The organism is Stenotrophomonas sp. 62841_Sma (assembly GCF_056482945.1).
On the sequence record NZ_CM151224.1, the window covers coordinates 3,076,519 to 3,098,455 of the forward strand.

The following is a 21,937-nucleotide window of genomic DNA, read 5'->3' on the forward strand; positions in this document are numbered from 1 at the left end:
GGGAACCTTCCGTCATGCCTAAATTTTTCATCGAACATCCGGTCTTCGCCTGGGTGGTTGCGATCCTGATCTCGCTCAGCGGCGTGATCGCGATCCTCAACCTGGGCGTGGAGTCCTACCCCAACATCGCCCCGCCACAGGTCACCGTCTCGGCGACCTACCCGGGCGCCAGTGCGGACACCACCGAGAAATCGGTCACCCAGGTGATCGAGCAGCAGCTGACCGGTATCGATCACCTGCTGTACTTCAGCTCATCGTCCGCCTCCAACGGCCGTGCGCAGATCACCCTGACCTTCGAGACCGGTACCGATCCGGACATCGCCCAGGTGCAGGTGCAGAACAAGGTCTCGCTGGCCACGCCACGCCTGCCTTCGGAAGTGACCCAGCAGGGCGTGGTGGTGGCCAAGGCCAACGCTGGCTTCCTGATGGTGATCGCGCTGCAGTCCGATACGCCGGCCATCAACCGTGACGCCCTGAACGACATCGTCGGCTCGCGCGTGCTCGACCAGGTCTCGCGTATTCCCGGCGTCGGCAGCACCCAGCAGTTCGGTTCCGAGTACGCCATGAACATCTGGCTCAACCCGGAGAAGATGCAGGGTTATGGCCTGTCGGCCAGCCAGGTGCTGGCGGCGGTGCGCGCGCAGAACGTGCAGTTCGCCGCCGGTGCGCTGGGTTCGGACCCGTCGCCGGAAGGCCAGCACTTCACCGCCACGGTCTCGGCCGAGGGCCGCTTCAGCTCGCCGCAGGAGTTCGAGAACATCATCCTGCGGGCAAATCCGGACGGTTCGCGGGTGCTGATGAAGGACATCGCCCGCGTTGCCTTCGGTGCCAACAACTACGGTTTCGACACCCAGTACAACGGCAAGCCGACCGGTGCCTTCGCCATCCAGCTGCTGCCGGGCGCCAACGCCCTGAACGTGGCCGATGCGGTGCGCGCCAAGATGGACGAGCTGCAGCCCAGCTTCCCGTCCGGGGTGACCTGGTTCTCGCCGTACGACAGCACCACCTTCGTCAAGATCTCCATCCAGGAAGTGGTCAAGACACTGTTTGAAGCAGTGTTCCTGGTGTTCCTGGTGATGCTGATCTTCCTGCAGAACTTCCGCGCCACGCTGATCCCGACCCTGGTCATCCCGGTGGCCCTGCTCGGCACCTTCCTGGGCATGTGGATGATCGGCTTCACGATCAACCAGCTGACCCTGTTCGCGATGGTGCTGGCGATCGGCATCGTGGTCGATGACGCGATCGTGGTGATCGAGAACGTCGAACGCATCATGACCGAGGAAGGCCTGGCGCCGAAGCCGGCCACGCAGAAGGCGATGACCCAGATCACCGGCGCGGTGGTGGCGATCACCGTCGTACTGGCCGCGGTGTTCATCCCGTCCGCCCTGCAGGGCGGTGCCGCCGGTGAGATCTACAAGCAGTTCGCGCTGACCATCGCCATCTCGATGGCGTTCTCGGCGTTCCTGGCTCTGGGCTTCACCCCGGCGCTGTGCGCGACCTTCCTCAAGCCGACGCACAACGACAACCCGAACATCATCTACCGCACCTTCAACAAGTACTACGACAAGATCAGCCATACCTATGTGGGGCACATCACTTCGGCGGTGCGCCATGCACCGCGCTGGATGATCCTGTTCGTGGTGCTGACCGCACTGTGCGGCTTCCTGTTCACCCGCATGCCGGGCAGCTTCCTGCCGGAAGAAGACCAGGGCTATGCGCTGGCGATCGTGCAGTTGCCGCCGGGCTCGACCAAGGGCCAGACCAACGAAGTGTTCGCGCAGATGCGTGGCATCCTGGAAAAGCAGGACGGCTATGAAGGCATGCTGCAGGTGGCCGGTTTCAGCTTCGTCGGTTCCGGCGAGAACGTGGGCATGGGCTTCATCCGCCTGAAGCCATGGGAGGAACGCAAGTTCACCGCGCCCGAGTTCATCCAGAACATGAACGGCGCGTTCTACGGCATCAAGGAAGCGCAGATCTTCGTGGTCAACCTGCCCACCGTGCAGGGCCTCGGCCAGTTCGGCGGCTTCGACATGTGGCTGCAGGACCGCAGCGGTGCCGGCTACGAGCAGCTGACCCAGGCGCGCAACATCCTGCTTGGCCAGGCTGCGCAGAAGCCCGACCATCTGGTGGGCGTACGCCCGAACGGCCTGGAAAACGCCCCGCAGCTGCAGCTGCATGTCGACCGCGTGCAGGCGCAGTCGATGGGCATGTCGGTGTCGGACGTGTACAGCACCATCCAGCTGATGCTGGCCCCGGTGTACGTGAACGACTTCTTCTACGAAGGCCGCATCAAGCGCGTGACCATGCAGGCCGATGGTCCGTACCGCACCGGCCAGGAATCGCTGAAGAGCTTCTACAGCCCGTCCAGCCTGACCAAGAACGCCGATGGCACCAGTTCGATGATCCCGCTCAATACGGTGGTCAAGTCCGAATGGGTGTCGGCACCGCCGTCGCTGAGCCGCTACAACGGCTACTCGGCGATCAACATCGTCGGCTCGCAGGCACCGGGCACCAGCTCGGGTGAGGCGATGCAGACCATGGAAGGCATCGTCAACGACGATCTGCCGGCTGGCTTCGGCTACGACTGGTCGGGCATGTCCTACCAGGAAATCCTGGCCGGCAACGCGGCGACGCTGCTGCTGGTGCTGTCGATCGTGGTGGTGTTCCTGTGCCTGGCCGCGTTGTATGAAAGCTGGTCGATCCCGGTGGCGGTGCTGTTGGTGGTGCCGCTTGGCGTGCTTGGCGCCCTCGGCCTGTCGATGCTGCGTGGCCTGCCGAACGATCTGTTCTTCAAGATCGGCCTGATCACCGTGATCGGCCTGGCCGCGAAGAACGCGATCCTGATCGTGGAGTTCGCGGTGGAGCAGCGCGCAGCAGGCAAGACCCTGCGCGATGCCACCATCGAAGCGGCCCGCCTGCGCTTCCGCCCGATCCTGATGACCTCGTTCGCGTTCATCATGGGCGTGATCCCGATGGCGATCTCCACCGGCGCCGGCGCCAACTCCCGCCACGCCATCGGCACCGGCGTGATCGGCGGCATGCTGTTCGCCACCCTGCTCGGCCTGCTGATGATCCCGGTGTTCTTCGTGGTCGTGCGCCGCATGCTGGGTGACAAGCTGGATGAGTCCTCCAAGGAATTCATGGAGCGCCAGCGCGACGCGGAAGCCGCGCACCGCCCGGATCGTTGATCCGGCGGTGGGTTGAAACGAAAAGGCCCCGGAGCGATCCGGGGCCTTTTTTCTTGCCGCATGGTAGATGCTTCGCCAACCCAGGTTGGCACCTGCCAATGCTGCGGCTGACCCGGTAGTCGCCAACCTTGGTTGGCGCTTTGCAGTGCCACGTGTCAGCGCAGCAGTGCAACCACGGTGCCTATGGTGGCGCCGGAGGCAGGTCGCATCCAGCCCACATTGCGAACACCGGACCGCTGCACCGTATGGGATCGCACGCCACACTCGCGCTCAAGGCGTCTCCCGGGTTCGCAGACAACCCCAACGTTGGATTTCTGGCCGCGCAGAGGTCCGATACGTCCTGATCGTTGCTATCCAGATGTTTCTACGGCAATCGATCCGATGCCGTCCCAGGAGACAAATCATGGATGGAAAAGCTCTACGATTCTTCAGCCGCACCGCTCTGCTGCTCAGCACGTTGTTTGCAGCCGGCAGTATCCAGGAAGCCCGCGCCAAGGGCGTCCTCGTCTGCGACAACTGTCGTGACCCGCGCGCATTGGCACTTTCCTCGGGCACGGGGCCCACCATCGTCGCCGACTTCCAGCAGCGCCGGATTCATGGTTTCGATGTGGAATACGATCGCGAGCTACGTCGCTACCGCGCAACAAGGGCGCAGATTCCCGGGCCAATCAACGCATCCTTCAATCGAATCATGGGCATGCTCGACAACAACGTGCCAACCGTACAGTTCGCGCCGCGGCAGTGGGCCGGAAGAGGAATCCAGTACGAGGTGCATCCAGATGATCCGCAATTCGCCAACGGCATAAGCTTTCCGGAAGAGCACAAGAGCCTCAACGCCTACGATGTCGTTCAGATGGCCACTGAGCGATCAAGACTGGAAGGTGATATTGGCAAGGCGTTCACAGGCGCAACGACTTCGTCGGCCGCCTGGAACAGCATGGCGACGTTCCTTTCGTCGATCGGACTGAGCTTCGTCAGCAAGACCATCGGCATTGACAGCGCCATCTATCGGATCACATGGCGCGATGGTTCAAAAACCACGCTGGTCATCACGCCTTCTGCGGTTGATAGAGCCCGCTATGTGCAAGGTGAAAGCCTTGACGCCAAGGGCAACAAGATTCCGGATGGTGCGGCAACCGATCCGGATTTGGCCCGGAACTTCATCGGCAGCTATCGCTTTGACGATCACGACGAGCTCGAACGATGGGTGGACTCGGCCCGGCTCTATGGCGTGACCATGCATCCGGGAATGCCACAGGAATCACTTCAGATCGTCTGTGAATGGAATGGAAAGGATATTGTTTGCCGATTGCCACGTTGATCGTACAAAAGAAACGGGGCGGCAATCGCCGCCCCGTCGGGTCCATCAGCGCAGCCCGGTCTCGTTGCGGGCAATCACCAGGCGCTGGATTTCCGAGGTGCCCTCGTAGATCTCGGTGATCTTGGCATCACGGAAGTAGCGCTCCAGCGGCATTTCCTTCGAATATCCCATGCCGCCATGAATCTGCACGGCCTGATGGGTGATCCACATCGCCGCTTCCGAGGCGGTCAGCTTGGCCACCGCCGCTTCGGTGCTGAAGCGCTTGCCCTGGCCCTTCACCCACGCCGCGCGCAGGGTCAGCAGCAGCGCTGCGTCCAGCTTGCACTTCATGTCGGCGATCTTGGCCTGGGTCATCTGGAAGGTACCAATGGCCGCGCCGAACGCCTTGCGCTCCTTCACGTACTCCAGGGTCGCTTCATAGGCGGCACGGGCGATGCCGATGGCCTGCGAGGCGATACCGATGCGGCCAGCATCGAGCACGCTCATGGCGATCTTGAAGCCCTCGCCTTCCTGGCCCAGCACGTCTTCAGCCTGCGCCACGTAGTCGTTGAACTCGATCTCGCAGGTGGCCGAAGCGCGGATGCCGAGCTTCGGCTCCGTCTTGCCGCGACCGAAGCCCGCCTTGTCGGTATCGATGATGAAGGCGGTGATGCCGCGCGCGCCCTTTTCCGGCTCGCTCATTGCGAACAGCACGATGTACTTGGCCACCGGGCCGGAGGTGATCCAGCTCTTCTTGCCGTTGATGACGAAGGTGCCATCGGCCTGCTTCACTGCACGGCAGCGCATGGCGGTGGCGTCCGAACCGGACTGCGGCTCGGTCAGCGCGAACGCGCCGATGGCCTCGCCTTCGGCGATGGCACGCACGTAGGTCTGCTTCTGTTCCTCGGTACCGTGGGTGAGGATGCCGTTGCAGAACAGCGAGTTGTTGACCGACATGATGGTCGAGTGGGCAGCGTCGGCGGCGGCGACCTCCACCATCGCCAACACGTACGCCACCGGGTCCATGCCCGCGCCACCGTATTCGGTCGGCACTTCGATGCCCATCAGGCCGTTTTCGCCCAGCAGGCGGATGTTGTCCAGCGGGAACTCGCCGGTGCGGTCATGGTGCTCCGCGCTGGGGGCGATCTTTTCCTGCGCGATGCGCCGCGCCACGTCCTGCAGCATCAACTGCTCTTCAGTAAAGCTGAAATCCACAACACCCTCCCGGGTACATGAAGTTATGGGCCGCGCACCGCGCGCCCAGGTGCCTCGATTGTACCGGGGCCCGCCAGTTTCCGTACGCCAGCGACTTGACCGCGGCAGGCGTTCTCAGCGAATATATCTCTATATCGCGATAGGTAGATATTTATGGATCTGGAAGACTGGTCGACCCGCCTCAAGGTGTTCGCCGATGCCACCCGCGTGCGCCTGCTGGCGCTGCTGGAGCAGGAGGAACTGACCGTGGCCGAACTGTCGGCGATCACCCGGCTGGCACAGCCGCGGGTGTCCACCCACCTGGCGCGCCTGAAGGAAGCCGGCCTGGTCCGCGACCGCCGTGCGGGCGTGTCGGCCTATTACCGCTTCGACGAGGCCCAGCTGGACCCGGCGCAGCGTGCATTGTGGCATGCCTTGAGCAATGGAAGCGACGACCCGTTGCTGCGGCAGGACGCTGAACGTGTCGCCGCCGTGCTGGCCCACCGTGCCTCCGACCAGAACTGGGCCGACAGCGTGGCCGGCGACATGGAGCGCCACTATTCTCCCGGCCGCACCTGGGAAGCCCTCGCGCGTACCGCGTTGCCGCTGCTGGAGACCGGCGACGTGCTGGACATCGCCTCCGGTGACGGCGTGCTGGCCGAACTCGTCGCCCCGCATGCCAAGCGCTACATCTGCATCGATACCAGCGCGCGCGTGGTTGCCGCCGCCAGCGAGCGCCTGCGCCGCCTGCCCAATGTGGAAGTGCGCGAGGGCGACATGCATGCGCTACCGTTCAAGGACGGCAGCTTCGACCTGGTGGTGCTGATGCATGCGCTGACCTACGCCAGCAAACCGGCGCAGGCGGTGACCGAAGCCGCACGCGTGCTGCGCCCTGGCGGCCGCCTGCTGCTGTGCAGCCTGGCCCGCCACGAGCACAAGGCGGCGGTGGAGGCCTACGGCCACGTCAACCTCGGCTTCAGCGACAAGGAGCTGCGCAGGTTCGTCGACAAGGCCGGCCTGCAGGTGTCCAGCCTGGAGACAGTCACCCGCGAAAAGCGTCCGCCGCACTTCGAAGTGATTTCGCTGATCGCCAACAAGCCCTGAGCCCGAGACCGCCATGCCTGCCCTGCCCTGGATGCATCCTGATCGTGCCAACGCCCTGCTCGACGCCCTGCGCGAGCGGATCCTGATCATCGACGGCGCGATGGGTACGATGATCCAGCGCCATGGCCTGCAGGAAGACGACTACCGGGGCGAGCGCTTCGCCGGTGGCTACGATCATGTGCATGGCCCCGCTTGCGACCACGCCGTGCAGGAAGGGCATGACCTGAAGGGCAACAACGATCTGCTGCTGCTGACCCGGCCGCAGATCGTCGCCGACATCCATACCGCCTACCTCGAAGCGGGCGCGGATCTGGTCGAGACCAACACGTTCAACGCCACGTCGGTCAGCCAGGCCGACTACCACCTCGAACACCTGGTGTACGAATTGAACAAGGCTGGCGCAGCGGTGGCACGCACCTGCTGCGATACAGTAGCCGCAACCACACCAGGCAAGCCACGCTTCGTGATCGGGGTGATCGGCCCGACCAGCCGCACCGCCTCGATCAGTCCCGATGTCAACGATCCGGGCTTTCGCAACACCAGCTTCGACGAGCTTCGCGACACGTACCGCGAAGCCATTGACGGCCTGATCGACGGCGGCGCCGACACCATCATGGTCGAGACCATCTTCGACACGCTCAATGCCAAGGCCGCGCTGTATGCACTGGAGGAGGCCTTCGATGCACGCGGCGCAAGGTTGCCCGTGATGATCTCCGGCACCATCACCGATGCCTCTGGGCGCACGCTGTCCGGGCAGACCGCCGAGGCCTTCCACGCGTCGCTCGCGCATGCGCGCCCATTGTCGATCGGCCTGAACTGCGCACTGGGTGCCGACGCGATGCGCCCGCACGTGGAAACCCTTTCGCAGGTCGCCGACTGCTACGTCAGCGCGCACCCCAACGCAGGCCTGCCCAATGCCTTCGGCGAGTACGACGAGACGCCCGAGGACATGGCCAGCACCCTGCGCGGTTTCGCCGAGGATGGCCTGTTGAACCTGGTCGGTGGCTGCTGTGGCTCCACCCCTGACCATATCCGCGCAATCGCCGAGGCCGTGGCCGGGCTGCCGCCGCGCGCCCTGCCCGGTATCCAGGAGCAGGCCGCATGAATGTCGCCGCCACCGTTCCGCACTTCCCGCCCTATTGCTGTTGAGCTGACGCCTGCCATGACGCCTGTCCGCCCTACCCGCCTGTCCGGCCTGGAACCTCTGGTCATCACTCCGGACCTTCTGTTCATCAACGTCGGCGAGCGCACCAACGTCACCGGCAGCGCGCAGTTCCGCAAGCTGGTCAAGGAAGGCCGCTACGAAGAAGCGGTGGACGTGGCCCGCCAGCAGGTGGCCAGCGGCGCGCAGATCCTCGACGTCAACATGGACGAGGGCCTGATTGATTCGGAAGCGGCGATGACCCGCTACCTCAACCTGATCATGTCCGAGCCGGACATCGCCCGTATTCCGGTGATGGTCGACTCCTCCAAGTGGAGCGTGATCGAGGCCGGCCTGAAGTGCCTGCAGGGCAAGAGCGTGGTCAATTCGATCTCGCTGAAGGAAGGCGAGGCGCTGTTCCGCGAGCACGCACGCAAGGTCCTGCGCTATGGCGCGGCCGCGGTGGTGATGGCATTCGACGAAAGCGGCCAGGCTGACACCTGCGCACGCAAGGTCGAGATCTGCACCCGCGCCTACCGCATCCTGGTCGACGAGATCGGCTTCCCACCGCAGGACATCATCTTCGACCCGAACATCTTCGCCGTCGCCACTGGCATCGAAGAGCACGACAACTATGCGGTGGACTTCATTGAAGCCACCCGCATCATCAAGCAGACGCTGCCGCACTGCCATGTGTCCGGCGGTGTTTCCAACGTCTCGTTCTCGTTCCGCGGCAACGAAACGGTGCGCCAGGCCATCCACTCGGTGTTCCTGTACCACGCCATTGCCGCCGGCATGGACATGGGCATCGTCAACGCCGGCGCCATGCCGATCTACGACGAACTGGAACCGGAACTGCGCGAGCGCGTGGAGGATGTGATCCTCAACCGCCGCAGCGATGCCACCGAGCGCCTGCTGGAAATCGCCGAGCGCTACAAGGGCAAGAAGGGCGCGGCGAAGACCGAAGACCTCGCCTGGCGCGAGAAGCCGGTGGCGCAGCGCCTGGCGCACGCGCTGGTGCACGGCCTGGATGCCTTCGTGGAAGAAGACACCGAACTGGCCCGGCAGGCGTCCAGCCGCCCGCTGGACGTGATCGAAGGTCCGTTGATGGATGGCATGAACGTGGTCGGCGACCTGTTCGGCGCCGGCAAGATGTTCCTGCCGCAGGTGGTGAAATCCGCGCGCGTGATGAAGAAGGCCGTGGCCTACCTGCTGCCCTACATCGAGGCCGAGAAGGCGCGCAGTGGCGACACCGCCAAGAGCAACGGCAAGATCATCATGGCCACGGTGAAGGGTGATGTGCATGACATCGGCAAGAACATCGTCGGCGTAGTCTTGGCCTGCAACAACTTCGAGGTGGTCGACCTTGGCGTGATGGTGCCGGCGCAGAAGATCCTTGATGCCGCGCGCGAGCACAACGCCGACCTGATCGGCCTGTCCGGCCTGATCACTCCATCACTGGAAGAGATGAGCCACGTGGCCCGGGAGATGCAGCGCCAGGGCTTCGACCTGCCGCTGCTGATCGGTGGAGCGACCACCTCGCGCGCGCACACCGCGCTGAAGATCGACCCACATTACAAGGCGCCCACGGTGTGGGTGAAGGACGCCTCGCGCGCGGTCGGCGTGGCCCAGTCGCTGATCTCGCGTGACCTGCGCGAGGCCTTCGTAGCCGCCAACGAGGCCGACTATGCCGAGATCCGCGCGCGCCATCGCAACCGTGGCGATGCCAAGCGCCTGGTTTCGCTGGAACACGCGCGTGGGCAGAAATTCCAGGGCGGCTGGGACAGCTACACGCCGCCGGCACCGAACCAGCCCGGCCTGCACGTATTTGACGACTACCCGCTGGCCGAACTGGTCGACTACATCGACTGGACGCCGTTCTTCCAGGCCTGGGAGCTGGCCGGCAAGTTCCCGGCCATCCTCACCGACGAAATCGTCGGCACCCAGGCCAGCGATCTGTACAGGGACGCCCGCGCGATGCTTGAGCGCATCGTCAATGGGAAATGGCTGACCGCCAAGGCCGTGTTCGGCCTGTGGCCGGCCAACAGCATCGGCGACGACGTGCGCGTGCAGCACCCGCAGGGCGAGACCACCCTGCACTTCCTGCGCCAGCAGGTGGACAAGCCGGCCGAGCGCCCGGATTTCTGCCTGGCCGATTTCATCGCCCCGGCCGACAGCGGCAGGCAGGATTGGATCGGCGCCTTCGCCGTCACTGCCGGCATCGGCATCGACGCGCACGTAGCGCGCTTCGAAGCCGACCACGATGACTACAACGCGATCCTGCTGAAGGCCCTCGCCGATCGCTTCGCCGAAGCGCTGGCCGAGCGCCTGCACCAGCGCGTGCGCATCGAATTCTGGGGCCATGAGCACGCCGAGACGCTGGACAACGAGGCGCTGATCGACGAGCAGTACCGTGGCATCCGCCCGGCACCGGGTTACCCCGCCTGCCCGGAGCACAGCGAAAAGCGACGCCTGTTCGACCTGCTGCAGGCCGAAGCCAACGCCAGCATGGAACTGACCGAGAGCTTCGCGATGCTGCCTACGGCGGCCGTTTCGGGCTACTACTTCAGCCATCCGCAGAGCCAGTACTTCGTGGTCGGCCGCCTCAGCCGCGAGCAGGTCAGCGACTACGCCCGCCGCAAGGGCGTGGACCGCGCCCAGGCCGAGCGCTGGCTGGCCTCCAACCTCGACTACGACCCCGAATGACACAGAAAGGGGACGGAGGGGATTAAGTCGTTTTGGGCACAAACGACTTAATCCCCTCCGTCCCCTTTTCGCTTCATCATTGCCCTGGGCTTTGACAGTTTCTCGTCCGGTGTCGTTTGCCCTGGTCGGCGCACTGCTGTGCTTCTTCGCACCGAGCCTGCCACTGATCCGCGCACGCCGGAGCCGGTCCTACTGCTGCAGCAGTACCTGCTGCAGCGACGGCAGCAGCACACGGTTGCCATGCGCGCTGAGGTGATCGCCATCGAAGAACAACGGCCGGCCATCGCGCTGCGCCGGGCACAGCACGTCATCACACAGCACCGGCATCGGATCCCACAGCACACCCCCTGGCAGGCCATCGACCACCTGCTGCAGGCTGCCCAGCATCGGCGCACGCAGCGTTTCCATCGCCTCACGCGTGCTGTCCAGGCCGTTGCGGCAGACCTCGTTGCGTGAATTGAAGCGGTCAGAGCAGCGATACGGCGGCGCCGGCAGCACCGGTTTGGGCGCCTCCAGCACAATTCGCACACCGCGCTCGGCCAACGGTTTCCACTGGGTGATCGCCTCGGCCACTTCGGCTTCGCGTCCTGCAGTGGCTTCCGGGGTCAGCTCGCCCGCCAGCTGCGCCTGCGCATCGAACAATACGAACTGATCGGACAAGCGCGGTATCCGCAGCGACACCAGCACCACGGCATCACCTGGCTGCGCACGCTGCGTGACATCGGCGAGCATCGCTGCGTCGAAATCACTGCAACCGGCACCCGCGCCGCGCCACTTCTGCAGGCTCACCTGCGGGCATCCACCACGACCGTAGAGAATCACCTCCGAGCCACTCTCAAGCGCCAGCCGCTGCAGCAGCTCGATGTAGGCCATTGCATGCGAATCGCCAGCAACGAACACCTGCTTCGGCGCACCGGCACGCACCGGCCGATCGCAGTCACCACGCGCATAGGTCCGCATGCTGCCACCTTCGAAGCGTCGCTTGGTGGTCACCAGGCTGCAGTCGGGATAGTCGCCTGCCACGCTCTTGCCGTTGGGATACCAGTCGCCGGGATGCCGACTGACCGTGCTCAGTGATATCCGCGGTGCCTGCAGGTACAGCAGCGTCTGGGTGCCGGCCGCGACCAGCAGCACAGCCGAACCTGCCAGCACCCAGCGACCCGGGCGCAGACGCTGCGCCAAGGGGCCCCGGAACGGTTGCTCCACCCAGCGCCACGACAACCACGACAGCAGCAGCACCAGCGCCATCGCAGCGCTCATCTGCAGGGGTGTCTGCAGGCCCACGGTCCAGCGCATCAGCACGAGTACCGGCCAGTGCCACAGATACAGCGAGTACGACAGCAGGCCGATGGAGCGCATCGGCCTGCTGGCCAACAGGCGTGCCACCCAGGACCGGGGATGATGATGCAGCGCCCACAGCAGGCCTGCCGCAGCAAAGGTCGGCAGCAGGCCATCAGGCCACGGCGAACGTCCGGCCCGTGCGGTCCACAATGCCCAGCACAGCAAGGCCAGCGCCACCATCGCGAGCAGCGAGAACACGGGCACAGCGCGCTTCAGTGCAATCGTCGTCACCGCATCCACTGGCTGGCGAACATGCAGCAGCTGGAACAGCAGTACGCCAACACCCAGCTGCCACAGCCGCGTAGTGGTGGCGTAGAACGCCCACGATGGCGGCGCCTCGCGCAGGCCCAGCACCGCCGCATGCAGCAGCGACGCCGCGCTGACCATGGCAAACAGGCCAAGGCTGATCCAACGCCCGCGCACGCCGCGCGCCCAGGCCAGGAACAGCAGCGGGAACAGCAGGTAGAACTGCTCCTCCACGCCCAGCGACCAGGTATGGGTATAGGGATTGAATTCGGCCTTGGGCGCGAAATAATCGTTGCCGATCAGCGCCAGCACCCAGTTGCTGAAGCCGAAGAATGCCATCAGCCCGGTCTTGTCACTGGCCTCGCTGAGCCAGGACTCGGGAATGAACAGCACGCTGCCGACGGCGGTCAACAGCAGGCAGCTGATCAGCGCAGGTGCGATGCGGCGGATGCGTCGCGAATAGAAGCGCAGCATCGACTGCCACAGCGACTACGGCGGCAGCCGGTGCACCGACGCGCTGACCACGAACCCGGAAATGACGAAGAACACGTCTACGCCGGTGAACCCGCCCGGCAACCAGGCCGGGTCCAGGTGGAACACGATGACGGCCAGCACGGCAATCGCGCGCAGGCCGTCAATGTGCGGCACGTAGCCACGGCTTGGATCAGCGGTCATCCCTTCCCCCAACCGCGGGGGCAGTGCCGTCCGCGGTGGTTGCGCCTTTACCAGACCAGGTCGTCCGGCACCTGGTACTGCGGATCCGCATACGGATCTTCCTCGGCCGGCGCATTCGGATCGACCTTCAGCGCCACCGAGGCGGCGAACACCGCCTCGGACTGTGCCAGCACGTCGGCCGTTACCAGCAGGTAGCGGCCATTGAGCTGGACCACACCCAGCTCACCGGCATTGAGCGCGGTCAGCTGTTCGGCGGTCACATAGATGCGCTTGATCTTGCCGCCATACGGGAAGTGGCGGGCGATGTCCGCTGCCTCGGCGTTGAGGCTCTTGTCCTTCAGCAGTTCTTCCAGCTTGGCCTTCGCCTCGCGGCGCACGCGTGCTTCTTCCTGCTTCAGGCGCTCGGTCTCGATGCGCTCTTCCTTCTCCCGCTGCGCCCGGATGGCATAGGCCTTGGCCAGGTCCATCTCTTCGGTGCTGCGCGGCTTGCGCGGGCCCTGCTGGCCCTGGCCACCGCGCGCATGCCCGCCGGGCTTGCCCGCGCCATGGCCCTGCCCACGACGCTCACCGGGCTTGTGCTCGCCCTTGCCTGCGCCCTGCGGCTTTCCATTGCCGTTGCCGTTGCCACCCTTGCCCTGCGGGCGGCCATCACGGCGGGGGCCATCATTCTTGCGCTCGGGCTTGGGCGCGGGCTTGAAGCCCAGGCCCATCAGCTGGTCGCGGAGGGTATCGCTCATAGGATTCGGATCAGTAGTGCGGCGGCGGCGGTTCGCTCGCCGGATCGGAAGAATTCAGTGCGTTGCGGACCTTGCCCAGGTCTTCCAGCAGCACGCGCAGCACATCGGCGTTGCGCATGCCCTGCATGCGGGCATCAGCCAGCGCGTCGCTCAGCTCGGCCAGCGCCTGTTCCTGGAAGGACACGCGCATTTCCAGCTCGACCAGGCGCGCTTCCAGCGCCTGCTCGCGTTCAGTGGGCAGATCAGACATGCAACGAGCGCCCCCGGCCAATGCCGTAGTACGCAAGACCTGCGGCTTCCACTTCGCCCGGCTCATACAGGTTGCGGCCGTCGAACACCGCCGCATCCTTCAGCTGCTCGCGCAGCTTCTGGAAGTCGGGGCTGCGGAACTGCTTCCACTCGGTGACCACCACCAGCGCGTCGGCACCCTGCAGCGCTTCATCGGCACTGTTGCAGAACACCAGGTCATCGCGTTCGCCGAAGATGCGCTGCGACTCGTGCATCGCCTCCGGATCGTAGGCACGCACCGTCGCACCGCCTTCCCACAGCTGCGCCAGCAGTCGACGGCTGGAGGCCTCACGCATGTCGTCGGTGTTCGGCTTGAAGGCCAGACCCCATACGGCGAAGGTCTTTCCACGCACGCCCTCGTCCTCGCCCTTGTCGTAATGACGCTGGATGAGGGCAAACAGATGGCCCTTCTGCGCATCGTTGACCGCTTCAACCGCATTGAGCAGCTTCGGCTCAAGGCCATACTGCTGGGCGGTACGGGCCAATGCCTGCACGTCCTTGGGGAAGCACGAGCCGCCGTAACCGGCACCCGGATAGATGAAGTGCCAGCCGATGCGTGGATCCGAACCAATGCCCTGGCGGACCTGCTCGACATCGGCACCGACGCGTTCAGCGATGTTGGCGATTTCATTCATGAACGAAATCTTGGTCGCCAGCATCGCATTGGCGGCGTACTTGGTCAGTTCGGCCGAACGCACGTCCATTTCCACCACGCGGTCGTGGTTGCGGTTGAACGGCGCGTACAGGCGACGCATCACCGCCACCGACTCTTCGTTCGCCGCACCGATGATGATGCGGTCCGGGCGCATGCAGTCCGCAACCGCATCGCCTTCCTTCAGGAATTCCGGGTTGGACACCACGTCGAAGGCGATGTCCGCGCCACGCGCGGCCAGCTCTTCGGCAATGGCGGCACGCACCTTGTCGGCGGTGCCGACCGGCACCGTCGACTTGTTCACCACCACGGTCGGCACACTCATGTGCCGACCAATGGTCCGGGCTACGGCAAGCACGTATTGAAGATCGGCACTGCCATCCTCGTCCGGTGGCGTACCAACGGCGATGAACACCACCTGGCCGTGATCGATGGCGGCCGCGGCATCCGTGGTGAACGCCAGCCGCGCTGCGGCATGGTTGGCCTTCACCATCGGCTCCAGGCCGGGTTCATAGATCGGGATGATGCCCTGGTTGAGGCCATCCACCTTGGCCTGGTCGATATCGACACAGACCACCTGATGACCAACATTGGCCAGGCAGGTACCGGTCACCAGTCCAACGTAGCCGGTACCAAAAATCGCAACGCGCATATCCGTATTCGCTCCTGAATGACTTACGGCAGAACGCCCAGCAGCTCGACGTCGAACGTCAGAGTCGCGTTCGGGCCGATCGGGCCGCCCGGGGTGCCGTTCTCACCGTAGGCGAGTTCGCCCGGGATCCAGAAGCGGTACTTCGAACCGACCGGCATCAGCGCGACGCCTTCGGTCCAGCCCTTGATCACCTGGTCCAGACCGAACTCGGCCGGCTGGCGGCCGTAGGAACTGTCGAACACGGTGCCGTTGAGCAGCTTGCCTTCGTAGTTCACGCGCACCTTGCTGCTCGGCAGCGGGCGCTCGCCGCTACCCGGGCGGATCACCTGGTACTGCAGGCCCGACGAGGTGGTCACCACGCCCGGCTGGGTCTTGTTCTTGGCCAGGAATGCGTTGCCTTCCGTGCGGTTGGTCTGCTCAGCCTGGGCGGCCTTGGCCTGCATTTCAGCCTGCTTGGCACCCATGAAGGCCTGGATGGTGGCGGTCGCGTCAGCTTCCGTCATCTTCGGCTGGCCCTTGGTCAGGCCGGTGCTGATTGCGTCAAACAACGAGGCGACATCGATATCGTCCTTCAGCTGCGCCAGCGACGGACCCACCGAGTAGGAGCCGATCATCTGCGACACCTTGACGCGGTCGACCTTCGGCGGCTGCGAGCCCGGTGCCACGCCCGGCACCTGCTGGCCGCTGCGGGCCATCACGACCTGGCGCAGGGCGGCATCGGTGGCCTTGGCCTGTTCCTGGGTGATCTGCGGCTGCAGGCCCTCGAACGAACGCTCAACGGCGGTGCGCAGGGCGGCCACATCGATCTCATCGGCGATCGGGGTGAACGACTTGGCGACATCAAGGCCGATGGCGTAGCCGAGCTTCTGCTTGGGGGAATTCAAGGTTGCGGTCTCCTTGGCGGCTGCGGGGGCAGCCGGTTGTTGCGACAGAGCGACACCCGAAGTGCCCATCGCCAGAATCAGAACCGACGCCGCGGCGCCGCGCATTCCCATCTTCATTCGCTGCATTCCTGGAAGTGTCTGGGCGCCGACGTCGGCGCGAAAAGAAACATTGTCGCACGCATGCCGTCGATGTCGAGGCATGCGTGCTGGATATCAATGCGTGGCGGCTGCCGCCAGCGCCTTGTCGATGGCCGCGGTCAGCTGCGGATCGTCCGGCGTCACCTTGCTGGCGAACTGGGCAATGACCTTGCCATCGCGGCCCACGAGGTACTTGTGGAAGTTCCAGGCCGGCGCAACGCCGGTCGCTGCGGTCAACCGCTGGTACAGCGGCGTGGCCTGCGTGCCGACCACATGCACCTTCTCGAACATCGGGAACTTGACGCCGTAGGTCAGGGTGCAGAAGTCCTGGATCTGCTTCTCGTCACCCGGTTCCTGGCCCTTGAAGTCATTGGAAGGAAAGCCCAGCACCGCAAAACCGCGGCCTGCATAGCGCTTCTGCAGCGCCTCCAGCCCTTCGTACTGCGGCGTGTAGCCACACTTGCTGGCGGTATTGACCACCAGCAGCACCTGCCCGTGATAGCGCTGCTGCAGATTCACCTGCTGCTTGCTGGCCAACGGCCGGTATTCCAGATCGAGCAGGTCGGCCGCCAGCGCACTGGCGGAACCGGCGGCGCCGGCCACCATCAGGGCCAGCAGGGACAGGCCGCGCAGGCGGCACGGGGAAACGGTCGGCAGGGGCATCAGAGGCGGTCCGCGGTAGCCATTCACAAGGCCCGGCCAGTGCTGGCCGGGAATCGGCCGAACTATAGCACCGGGCTCTGGAGCCCCTGATGGCACAGGTCCCCCCGGGCTTTGCGCGGCGTGGCGAATGTGCTGCCCGGGCGCCATCGAAGGCGCAGTGGTGACATAGCATGGACATCACTGAATGGAAGGCCGGCCCGAAAAGCCCCCTGCAGAAGATTCATTTCCCTTTTAAATCAATCGACTAAAGGGATGTTTCAGCAATCTGACCACCCCTGCCATCAGTTGGGGACGGCAAGGGGTTGCACGTAGGCGTGCCGGTGTTATAGTTGCATACAACACCAGTCACCTGAGACAGGGGGAAGCCATGAACGTCCGGATCCGTCGCAACCTCACCGCACCCGCGGCCGTCGCTGTTTCGACCCTGCTCGTGCTGGCCTGGTGGGCCACGCCCACCGCCCCTGTTTCCGCCGCTGCTGAAAGTGCGCAGGACGCGACTCTCTCCCCCGCAGGGAACGCCCCCTCCTCCCCCCCTCCCCCGCGTCGGCTGCACAGCGCGCTGTCCATGCCGTATTTCTCGTTCGCCCAGCCGCTGACCCCACGGAGCTGAACATGAGCGACATCCAGTGGAGCGACGGCGCTCCCATCTACCGTCAGTTGAAGGAGCGCGTGATCGCCATGATGCTCGACGGAATCCTCAAGCCGGGCGATGCCCTGCCTTCGGTGCGCCAGGTGGCCGCCGACTATCAACTCAACCCCATCACCGTTTCGCGCGCTTACCAGGAGCTGGCCGACGAAGGCCTGGTCGAGAAGCGCCGCGGCCTGGGCATGTTCATGACCGAGCAGGCGGCCACGCAGCTGCGCAGCAGCGAGCGCGACCGTTTCCTCAACGAAGAATGGCCGGCGGTTCTGGAGCGCATCCAGCGCCTGGGCCTGAGCCTCGACGAATTGCTGCCCCAGGGGAAAGTCTGATGAATAGCACTGCAAGTGAGTCGGTCATCACCGCCCGAGGCCTGCGCAAGGCCTACAAGACCACAGTCGCCCTCGACAACGCCAGTTTCAGCATTCCAAGCGGACGCATCGTCGGCCTGATCGGGCCCAATGGCGCCGGCAAGACCACCGCGCTGAAGGCCATTCTTGGGCTGACCTCGGTGGAGGGTGAACTGAGCGTGCTCGGCCGCGACCCGCGACTGCACCGCGACGAACTGATGAACGACATCTGCTTCATTGCCGACGTCGCCGTGCTGCCGCGCTGGCTGAAGGTCCGCGAGGCGATCGATTTCGTGGCCGGCGTGCACCCGCGCTTCGACCGTGCCCGCTGCGAGCGCTTCCTGGCCAACACCAAGCTGCAGCCGAAGCAGCGCGTGCGCGAACTGTCCAAGGGCATGATCGTGCAGCTGCACCTGGCACTGGTGATGGCCATCGATGCCCGCATCCTGGTGCTGGACGAGCCCACCCTGGGCCTGGACATCCTGTACCGCAAGGAGTTCTACCAGCGCCTGCTGGAAGACTATTTCGACGAACAGAAGACCATCATCGTCACCACCCACCAGGTGGAGGAGATCGAGCACATCCTCAGCGACGTCATGTTCATCCGTGATGGCCGCATCGTGCTCGACGCGGAAATGGACGACGTCGGCCAGCGCTATACCGAGCTGCTGGTCAATGCCGACCAGCTGGACACCGCGCGCGCCCTGAAGCCGATCGACGAGCGCAGCCTGGCGTTCGGCAAGACAGTGATGCTGTTCGATGGCGTGCCGCGCACCCAGCTTTCCTCTCTCGGCGAGACCCGCATCCCGGGCCTGGCCGACCTGTTCGTCGCCATCATGAAGGGGACCTACGCATGAATGCCGTCAACCACCCCGTCAGCCCGATCGGCACCCTGCGCTGGCTGCTCAAGCGCGAGTACTGGGAGAACCGCGGCGGCTTCCTGTATGCCCCGTTGATCGCGGGCCTGATCTCACTGGTGATGAGCATCGCCGGCATTGCCTTCGGCCTGTTCGCGCTGAACCGTGCAGCACGCGACGGCGGCCTGCACATCGATGGCGAGAACGTGAACATCAACGGCCTGAACCTGGCCCTGCTCACCCGTGACATCAGTGCCAAGGACCTTGCTGATCTTGGCAACGGCCTGGACCTGACTCTGGTACTCAGTTCAAGCTGGCCGTTCGTGGTGCTGGCCTTCGTCGTGTTCTTCTACTGCCTGGGCGCCCTCTACGACGATCGCCGTGACCGCAGCATCCTGTTCTGGAAGTCGTTGCCGCTGTCGGACACGCAGACCGTGCTGTCCAAGGTGATCAGCGCACTGATCGTGGCACCATTGATCGCGGTCATCGCCGGCATCCTCACCATGTTTGGCTTCATGCTGATCATCAGCGCCGTCGCACTGCTGCACGGCGGCAGCCCGATGACCCTGATCTGGGGCCCGGCCAGCCCGCTGATCCTGGCCGCTGGGCACCTGGCCTGGATTCCGGTCTATGCCCTGTGGGCCCTGCCCACCGCCGGCTGGCTGTTGCTGTGCTCGGCATGGGCCAGGAGCAAGCCGTTCCTGTGGGCGGTAATGTTGCCGCTGTTTGCCGGCATCATTGTCAGCTCCACCAAGATGATGCCGCTGTTCGGCCTGACCACCGGCTGGTTCTGGCAGAACATCGTCGGCCGCCTGCTGCTGGGCGGCGTGCCCGGCATGGACCTGCTGTATCGCCTCGGCGCCGACGAAGCATCGCGCCGCGATCTGGACTCGGTCGTCAGCCTGATGTCCCCCACCTCGCAGCTGAAGTCGCTGGCGATGCCGGAGCTGTGGATCGGCGCCGTCGTCGGTGCAGCGTTCATCTTCCTTGCCATCCGCCTGCGCAAGCGCGCCGGCGAGATCTGATCCCATCCATCCGGAGGCACCACCCATGCGTTCTTTGCTCGCCTGTTCTGCGTTGTTGCTGTTGCCGTTGTCGGCGCTGGCCGCCGATGCTCCGAACTGCAAGTTCACTGCCGCCCGCGCACTGAAGCTGGACGTGGCTGGTGCCAGGACGGTGGTGTTCGAGGTCAATCAGCATGACCTGAAGGTGGTCGCCAGCGCTGGCGGCGGCCAGCTGGACGGCCGCGCCTGCGCGTCCAGCCAGGAATGGCTGGACCAGCTGGTGCTGGAGCAGCGCAAGGTCGGCGACAAGCTGGTGGTGAGCCTGCGCCGCGACGGCCGCCAAAGCGGCATCAGCCTGGGCAACAGCTACGCCTGGCTGGATATCCGTGGCAGCGTGCCGGACAACATGCCGCTGCAGTTCAAGATCGGCTCGGGCGATGCCAGCGTGGAGAACGCACAGTCGCTGAGCGTGGATGTGGGTTCCGGTGATGCCGTGGTCCGCGGTACCCGCGGCAGCATCCACGCTGCAGTGGGTTCGGGCGACCTCAACATCGATGGCGGCAGCTCCCTGAATCTGCTGTCGCTGGGTTCCGGCGACGTCACCGTACGCAACATCAGCGGCGATGCCAGCACCGGTACCGTCGGCTCCGGTGACCTGAAGATCAGCGATGTGCGTGGCAACGCGCGGCTGGATACCGTGGGCTCGGGTGATATCGAGTTCAAGCGCGTGCAGGGCAGCGTTGAAGTGGGCGTGGTCGGCTCCGGCGGGGTCGATCTGGCCGACATCGGCGGCAACGTGCATGTCCGCAGCCACGGCTCGGGCGACATCAACGTCGACGGCGTGCGCGGCACGCTGACCGTCGACCACAGCGGCAGCGGTGACGTCGATCATCGCAACGTCAGCGGCCGGGTCACTCTGCCGCGCAGCAAGTAAACCCTCTTCCAGACACTACCAGGGGAACACCATGAACCTGTTGCGCCTGTTGCCCGCTGTGCTGCTGTCCCTGCCGCTCATCGCCTGCGGCGGCACGTCGTCAGCACCCGACAAGACCGTTGGCAAGAGTGTGGCCGAAGCCACAGGCGGCGTCGGCGAGACCGTCAGGAACGCCATGGACGATGCCCGCAAGGATATCGCCCAGGGCAACATCAAGATCTCGGCGGACAAGCAGCCGCGTGCGGAGATCACGCCGGATGGCCGCCTGCTGATCGCGGGCAAGGAGATCGCCGCCAACGATATCCAGCGCCGTCATCTGCAGGACTACCGCGGCCACGTGGTCGCCATCGCGATGGACGGCATGGATGTCGGCCTGGCCGGCGCCAAACTGGGTGCCAGTGCTGCCGGCGAAGCGCTGAAGGGCATTTTCAGTGGCGACAGCGAAGGTGTCGAAAAGCGCATCAATGCCGAAGCCGAGAAGATCGAAGCCCAGGCCAAGCGCATCTGCGACCGCCTTCCGGCGATGCTGGCCAGCCAGCAGGCGCTCGCACGTGAACTGCCGGCATTCAAGCCCTACGCGACCATGGACCAGGGCGACGTGGACGACTGCGGCAAGGACACCGTGGTCCAGCGCTAGGCCTGTGACAGATCAGCGCACCCGGCCGGCAGCGGCGTCTGGCTGCCGGCCGTAGTGCGCCGCCCGGCTTACAATGGCGGCCCCGGACGCCCCCGAACCGAATGTCATGAAGAAGCTGTTTCTGCTGTTGACCGCCCTGCTCTGCCTTGGCCTGGCCGGCTGTGACCAGGAGTACCGCAACCACCGCGCCGAGCGTGGCAAGCCCAAGATTTCCGTCAGCGAAGGCATGGTCACCGTGCGTCGCCCGCCCGCGCCGAACATCATCATCCTCGCCGACGGCACGATGAAGATGGACGAGATCCAGATTCCGCTGGACGACGGGCAGAAACAGATGCTGCAGACCATGTTCGGCAAGCTGCAGGTGCTGCGCCAGAACACCCTGGTGGCCGCACCGGCCGATCCCAACATGCAGCCGGTGAAGATCCAGCCGCCGGAGGGCATGGACGTGATTCCGGCGGACCTGATCCAGCGCATCCCGGAGTTCAAGGATTACACCGACACCTTCGGCAACATCGTCGCCGACCGTCGTTGAAGAAAAACGCCGCCCGAGGGCGGCGTTCTTCGTTGACCCGGTAGCGCCGGGCACGGCCCGGCGCTACCCAACCG

General features: G+C 64.9%; 17 protein-coding genes and 1 pseudogene. 11 read left to right on the forward strand and 7 right to left on the reverse strand.

Annotated features, from left to right (window positions below):
- Positions 1-14 precede the first annotated feature (14 nt).
- Both ACZK5G_RS14475 and ACZK5G_RS14480 read left to right on the forward strand, forming a co-directional pair.
- Positions 15-3,188: a multidrug efflux RND transporter permease subunit gene (locus ACZK5G_RS14475; protein WP_107433071.1), complete on the forward strand. Its 3,174-nt coding sequence runs from the start codon at positions 15-17 to the stop codon at positions 3,186-3,188.
- A 403-nt stretch (positions 3,189-3,591) separates the two neighbouring features.
- Complete coding sequence (locus ACZK5G_RS14480) at positions 3,592-4,509, forward strand: hypothetical protein (protein WP_285302645.1); 918 nt, start codon at positions 3,592-3,594, stop codon at positions 4,507-4,509.
- 45 nt (positions 4,510-4,554) lie between these two features.
- On the opposite strand, the gene ACZK5G_RS14485 is transcribed toward ACZK5G_RS14480, so the two are convergent.
- Complete coding sequence (locus ACZK5G_RS14485; RefSeq protein WP_032127665.1) at positions 4,555-5,703, reverse strand: acyl-CoA dehydrogenase family protein; 1,149 nt, start codon at positions 5,701-5,703, stop codon at positions 4,555-4,557.
- 153 nt (positions 5,704-5,856) lie between these two features.
- On the opposite strand from ACZK5G_RS14485, the gene ACZK5G_RS14490 reads away from it, so the two are divergent.
- From ACZK5G_RS14490 to metH, 3 genes are read left to right on the forward strand one after another with little or no spacing between them, the layout of a single operon-like run.
- A complete protein-coding gene (locus ACZK5G_RS14490; RefSeq protein WP_010480432.1) occupies positions 5,857-6,786 on the forward strand; it encodes an ArsR/SmtB family transcription factor in 930 nt (309 codons plus the stop codon).
- 13 nt (positions 6,787-6,799) lie between these two features.
- Entirely contained in the window at positions 6,800-7,891 is a 1,092-nt protein-coding gene (locus ACZK5G_RS14495; protein ID WP_478463877.1) for a homocysteine S-methyltransferase family protein, read from the forward strand.
- A gap of 57 nt (positions 7,892-7,948) precedes the next feature.
- Positions 7,949-10,633 (forward strand): methionine synthase, encoded by a 2,685-nt coding sequence (gene metH / locus ACZK5G_RS14500; protein ID WP_478463879.1) that lies wholly within the window; start codon positions 7,949-7,951, stop codon positions 10,631-10,633.
- A 189-nt stretch (positions 10,634-10,822) separates the two neighbouring features.
- Here the strand turns inward: metH and ACZK5G_RS14505 are convergent.
- From ACZK5G_RS14505 to ACZK5G_RS14530, 6 genes and pseudogenes are all read right to left on the reverse strand, one after another.
- Positions 10,823-12,895 (reverse strand): annotated as a pseudogene (locus ACZK5G_RS14505) (acyltransferase family protein).
- Between the two features lie 47 nt (positions 12,896-12,942).
- The gene (locus ACZK5G_RS14510) at positions 12,943-13,632 is read right to left on the reverse strand and encodes a DUF2058 domain-containing protein (RefSeq protein WP_032127660.1); all 690 of its coding nucleotides are present in this window, start codon (positions 13,630-13,632) and stop codon (positions 12,943-12,945) included.
- Positions 13,633-13,642: 10 nt separating this feature from the next.
- Positions 13,643-13,882 carry a SlyX family protein gene (locus ACZK5G_RS14515; RefSeq protein ID WP_019660397.1) on the reverse strand — a complete coding sequence of 80 codons (240 nt, stop codon included), beginning with the start codon at positions 13,880-13,882 and terminating at the stop codon, positions 13,643-13,645.
- Entirely contained in the window at positions 13,875-15,224 is a 1,350-nt protein-coding gene (locus tag ACZK5G_RS14520) for a UDP-glucose dehydrogenase family protein (RefSeq protein WP_478463881.1), read from the reverse strand. The genes ACZK5G_RS14515 and ACZK5G_RS14520 overlap by 8 nt, the downstream gene beginning before the upstream one ends.
- Before the next feature lie 23 nt (positions 15,225-15,247).
- Positions 15,248-16,225: an FKBP-type peptidyl-prolyl cis-trans isomerase N-terminal domain-containing protein gene (locus ACZK5G_RS14525; RefSeq protein ID WP_478463883.1), complete on the reverse strand. Its 978-nt coding sequence runs from the start codon at positions 16,223-16,225 to the stop codon at positions 15,248-15,250.
- A 96-nt stretch (positions 16,226-16,321) separates the two neighbouring features.
- On the reverse strand, positions 16,322-16,909 hold the full coding sequence (locus ACZK5G_RS14530; RefSeq protein ID WP_019337359.1) for a glutathione peroxidase: 588 nt from the start codon (positions 16,907-16,909) through the stop codon (positions 16,322-16,324).
- Between the two features lie 612 nt (positions 16,910-17,521).
- Between ACZK5G_RS14530 and ACZK5G_RS14535 the strand changes: the two genes are divergently transcribed.
- From ACZK5G_RS14535 to ACZK5G_RS14560, 6 genes are all read left to right on the forward strand, one after another.
- Complete coding sequence (locus ACZK5G_RS14535; protein ID WP_006453095.1) at positions 17,522-17,881, forward strand: GntR family transcriptional regulator; 360 nt, start codon at positions 17,522-17,524, stop codon at positions 17,879-17,881.
- On the forward strand, positions 17,881-18,756 hold the full coding sequence (locus ACZK5G_RS14540) for an ABC transporter ATP-binding protein (protein ID WP_032130455.1): 876 nt from the start codon (positions 17,881-17,883) through the stop codon (positions 18,754-18,756). Before ACZK5G_RS14535 ends, ACZK5G_RS14540 begins: the two co-directional genes overlap by 1 nt.
- The gene (locus ACZK5G_RS14545; protein ID WP_478463884.1) at positions 18,753-19,781 is read left to right on the forward strand and encodes a hypothetical protein; all 1,029 of its coding nucleotides are present in this window, start codon (positions 18,753-18,755) and stop codon (positions 19,779-19,781) included. Before ACZK5G_RS14540 ends, ACZK5G_RS14545 begins: the two co-directional genes overlap by 4 nt.
- Before the next feature lie 25 nt (positions 19,782-19,806).
- The gene (locus ACZK5G_RS14550) at positions 19,807-20,694 is read left to right on the forward strand and encodes a DUF4097 family beta strand repeat-containing protein (RefSeq protein ID WP_032130457.1); all 888 of its coding nucleotides are present in this window, start codon (positions 19,807-19,809) and stop codon (positions 20,692-20,694) included.
- Between the two features lie 31 nt (positions 20,695-20,725).
- Complete coding sequence (locus tag ACZK5G_RS14555) at positions 20,726-21,331, forward strand: YggN family protein (protein ID WP_010480405.1); 606 nt, start codon at positions 20,726-20,728, stop codon at positions 21,329-21,331.
- 106 nt (positions 21,332-21,437) lie between these two features.
- Entirely contained in the window at positions 21,438-21,863 is a 426-nt protein-coding gene (locus ACZK5G_RS14560; RefSeq protein WP_125892130.1) for a hypothetical protein, read from the forward strand.
- The last annotated feature ends 74 nt before the right edge of the window (positions 21,864-21,937 follow it).

Coding starts and splice junctions, on each gene's coding strand:
- ACZK5G_RS14535 (WP_006453095.1), top strand. CDS start 17,522: ATGAGCGACATCCAGTGGAGCGACGGCGCTCCCATCTACCGTCAGTTG.
- ACZK5G_RS14550 (WP_032130457.1), top strand. CDS start 19,807: ATGCGTTCTTTGCTCGCCTGTTCTGCGTTGTTGCTGTTGCCGTTGTCG.
- ACZK5G_RS14545 (WP_478463884.1), top strand. CDS start 18,753: ATGAATGCCGTCAACCACCCCGTCAGCCCGATCGGCACCCTGCGCTGG.
- ACZK5G_RS14520 (WP_478463881.1), bottom strand. CDS start 15,224: ATGCGCGTTGCGATTTTTGGTACCGGCTACGTTGGACTGGTGACCGGT.
- ACZK5G_RS14555 (WP_010480405.1), top strand. CDS start 20,726: ATGAACCTGTTGCGCCTGTTGCCCGCTGTGCTGCTGTCCCTGCCGCTC.
- ACZK5G_RS14560 (WP_125892130.1), top strand. CDS start 21,438: ATGAAGAAGCTGTTTCTGCTGTTGACCGCCCTGCTCTGCCTTGGCCTG.
- ACZK5G_RS14540 (WP_032130455.1), top strand. CDS start 17,881: ATGAATAGCACTGCAAGTGAGTCGGTCATCACCGCCCGAGGCCTGCGC.
- metH (WP_478463879.1), top strand. CDS start 7,949: ATGACGCCTGTCCGCCCTACCCGCCTGTCCGGCCTGGAACCTCTGGTC.
- ACZK5G_RS14510 (WP_032127660.1), bottom strand. CDS start 13,632: ATGAGCGATACCCTCCGCGACCAGCTGATGGGCCTGGGCTTCAAGCCC.
- ACZK5G_RS14530 (WP_019337359.1), bottom strand. CDS start 16,909: ATGCCCCTGCCGACCGTTTCCCCGTGCCGCCTGCGCGGCCTGTCCCTG.
- ACZK5G_RS14525 (WP_478463883.1), bottom strand. CDS start 16,225: ATGAAGATGGGAATGCGCGGCGCCGCGGCGTCGGTTCTGATTCTGGCG.
- ACZK5G_RS14480 (WP_285302645.1), top strand. CDS start 3,592: ATGGATGGAAAAGCTCTACGATTCTTCAGCCGCACCGCTCTGCTGCTC.
- ACZK5G_RS14515 (WP_019660397.1), bottom strand. CDS start 13,882: ATGTCTGATCTGCCCACTGAACGCGAGCAGGCGCTGGAAGCGCGCCTG.
- ACZK5G_RS14475 (WP_107433071.1), top strand. CDS start 15: ATGCCTAAATTTTTCATCGAACATCCGGTCTTCGCCTGGGTGGTTGCG.
- ACZK5G_RS14495 (WP_478463877.1), top strand. CDS start 6,800: ATGCCTGCCCTGCCCTGGATGCATCCTGATCGTGCCAACGCCCTGCTC.
- ACZK5G_RS14490 (WP_010480432.1), top strand. CDS start 5,857: ATGGATCTGGAAGACTGGTCGACCCGCCTCAAGGTGTTCGCCGATGCC.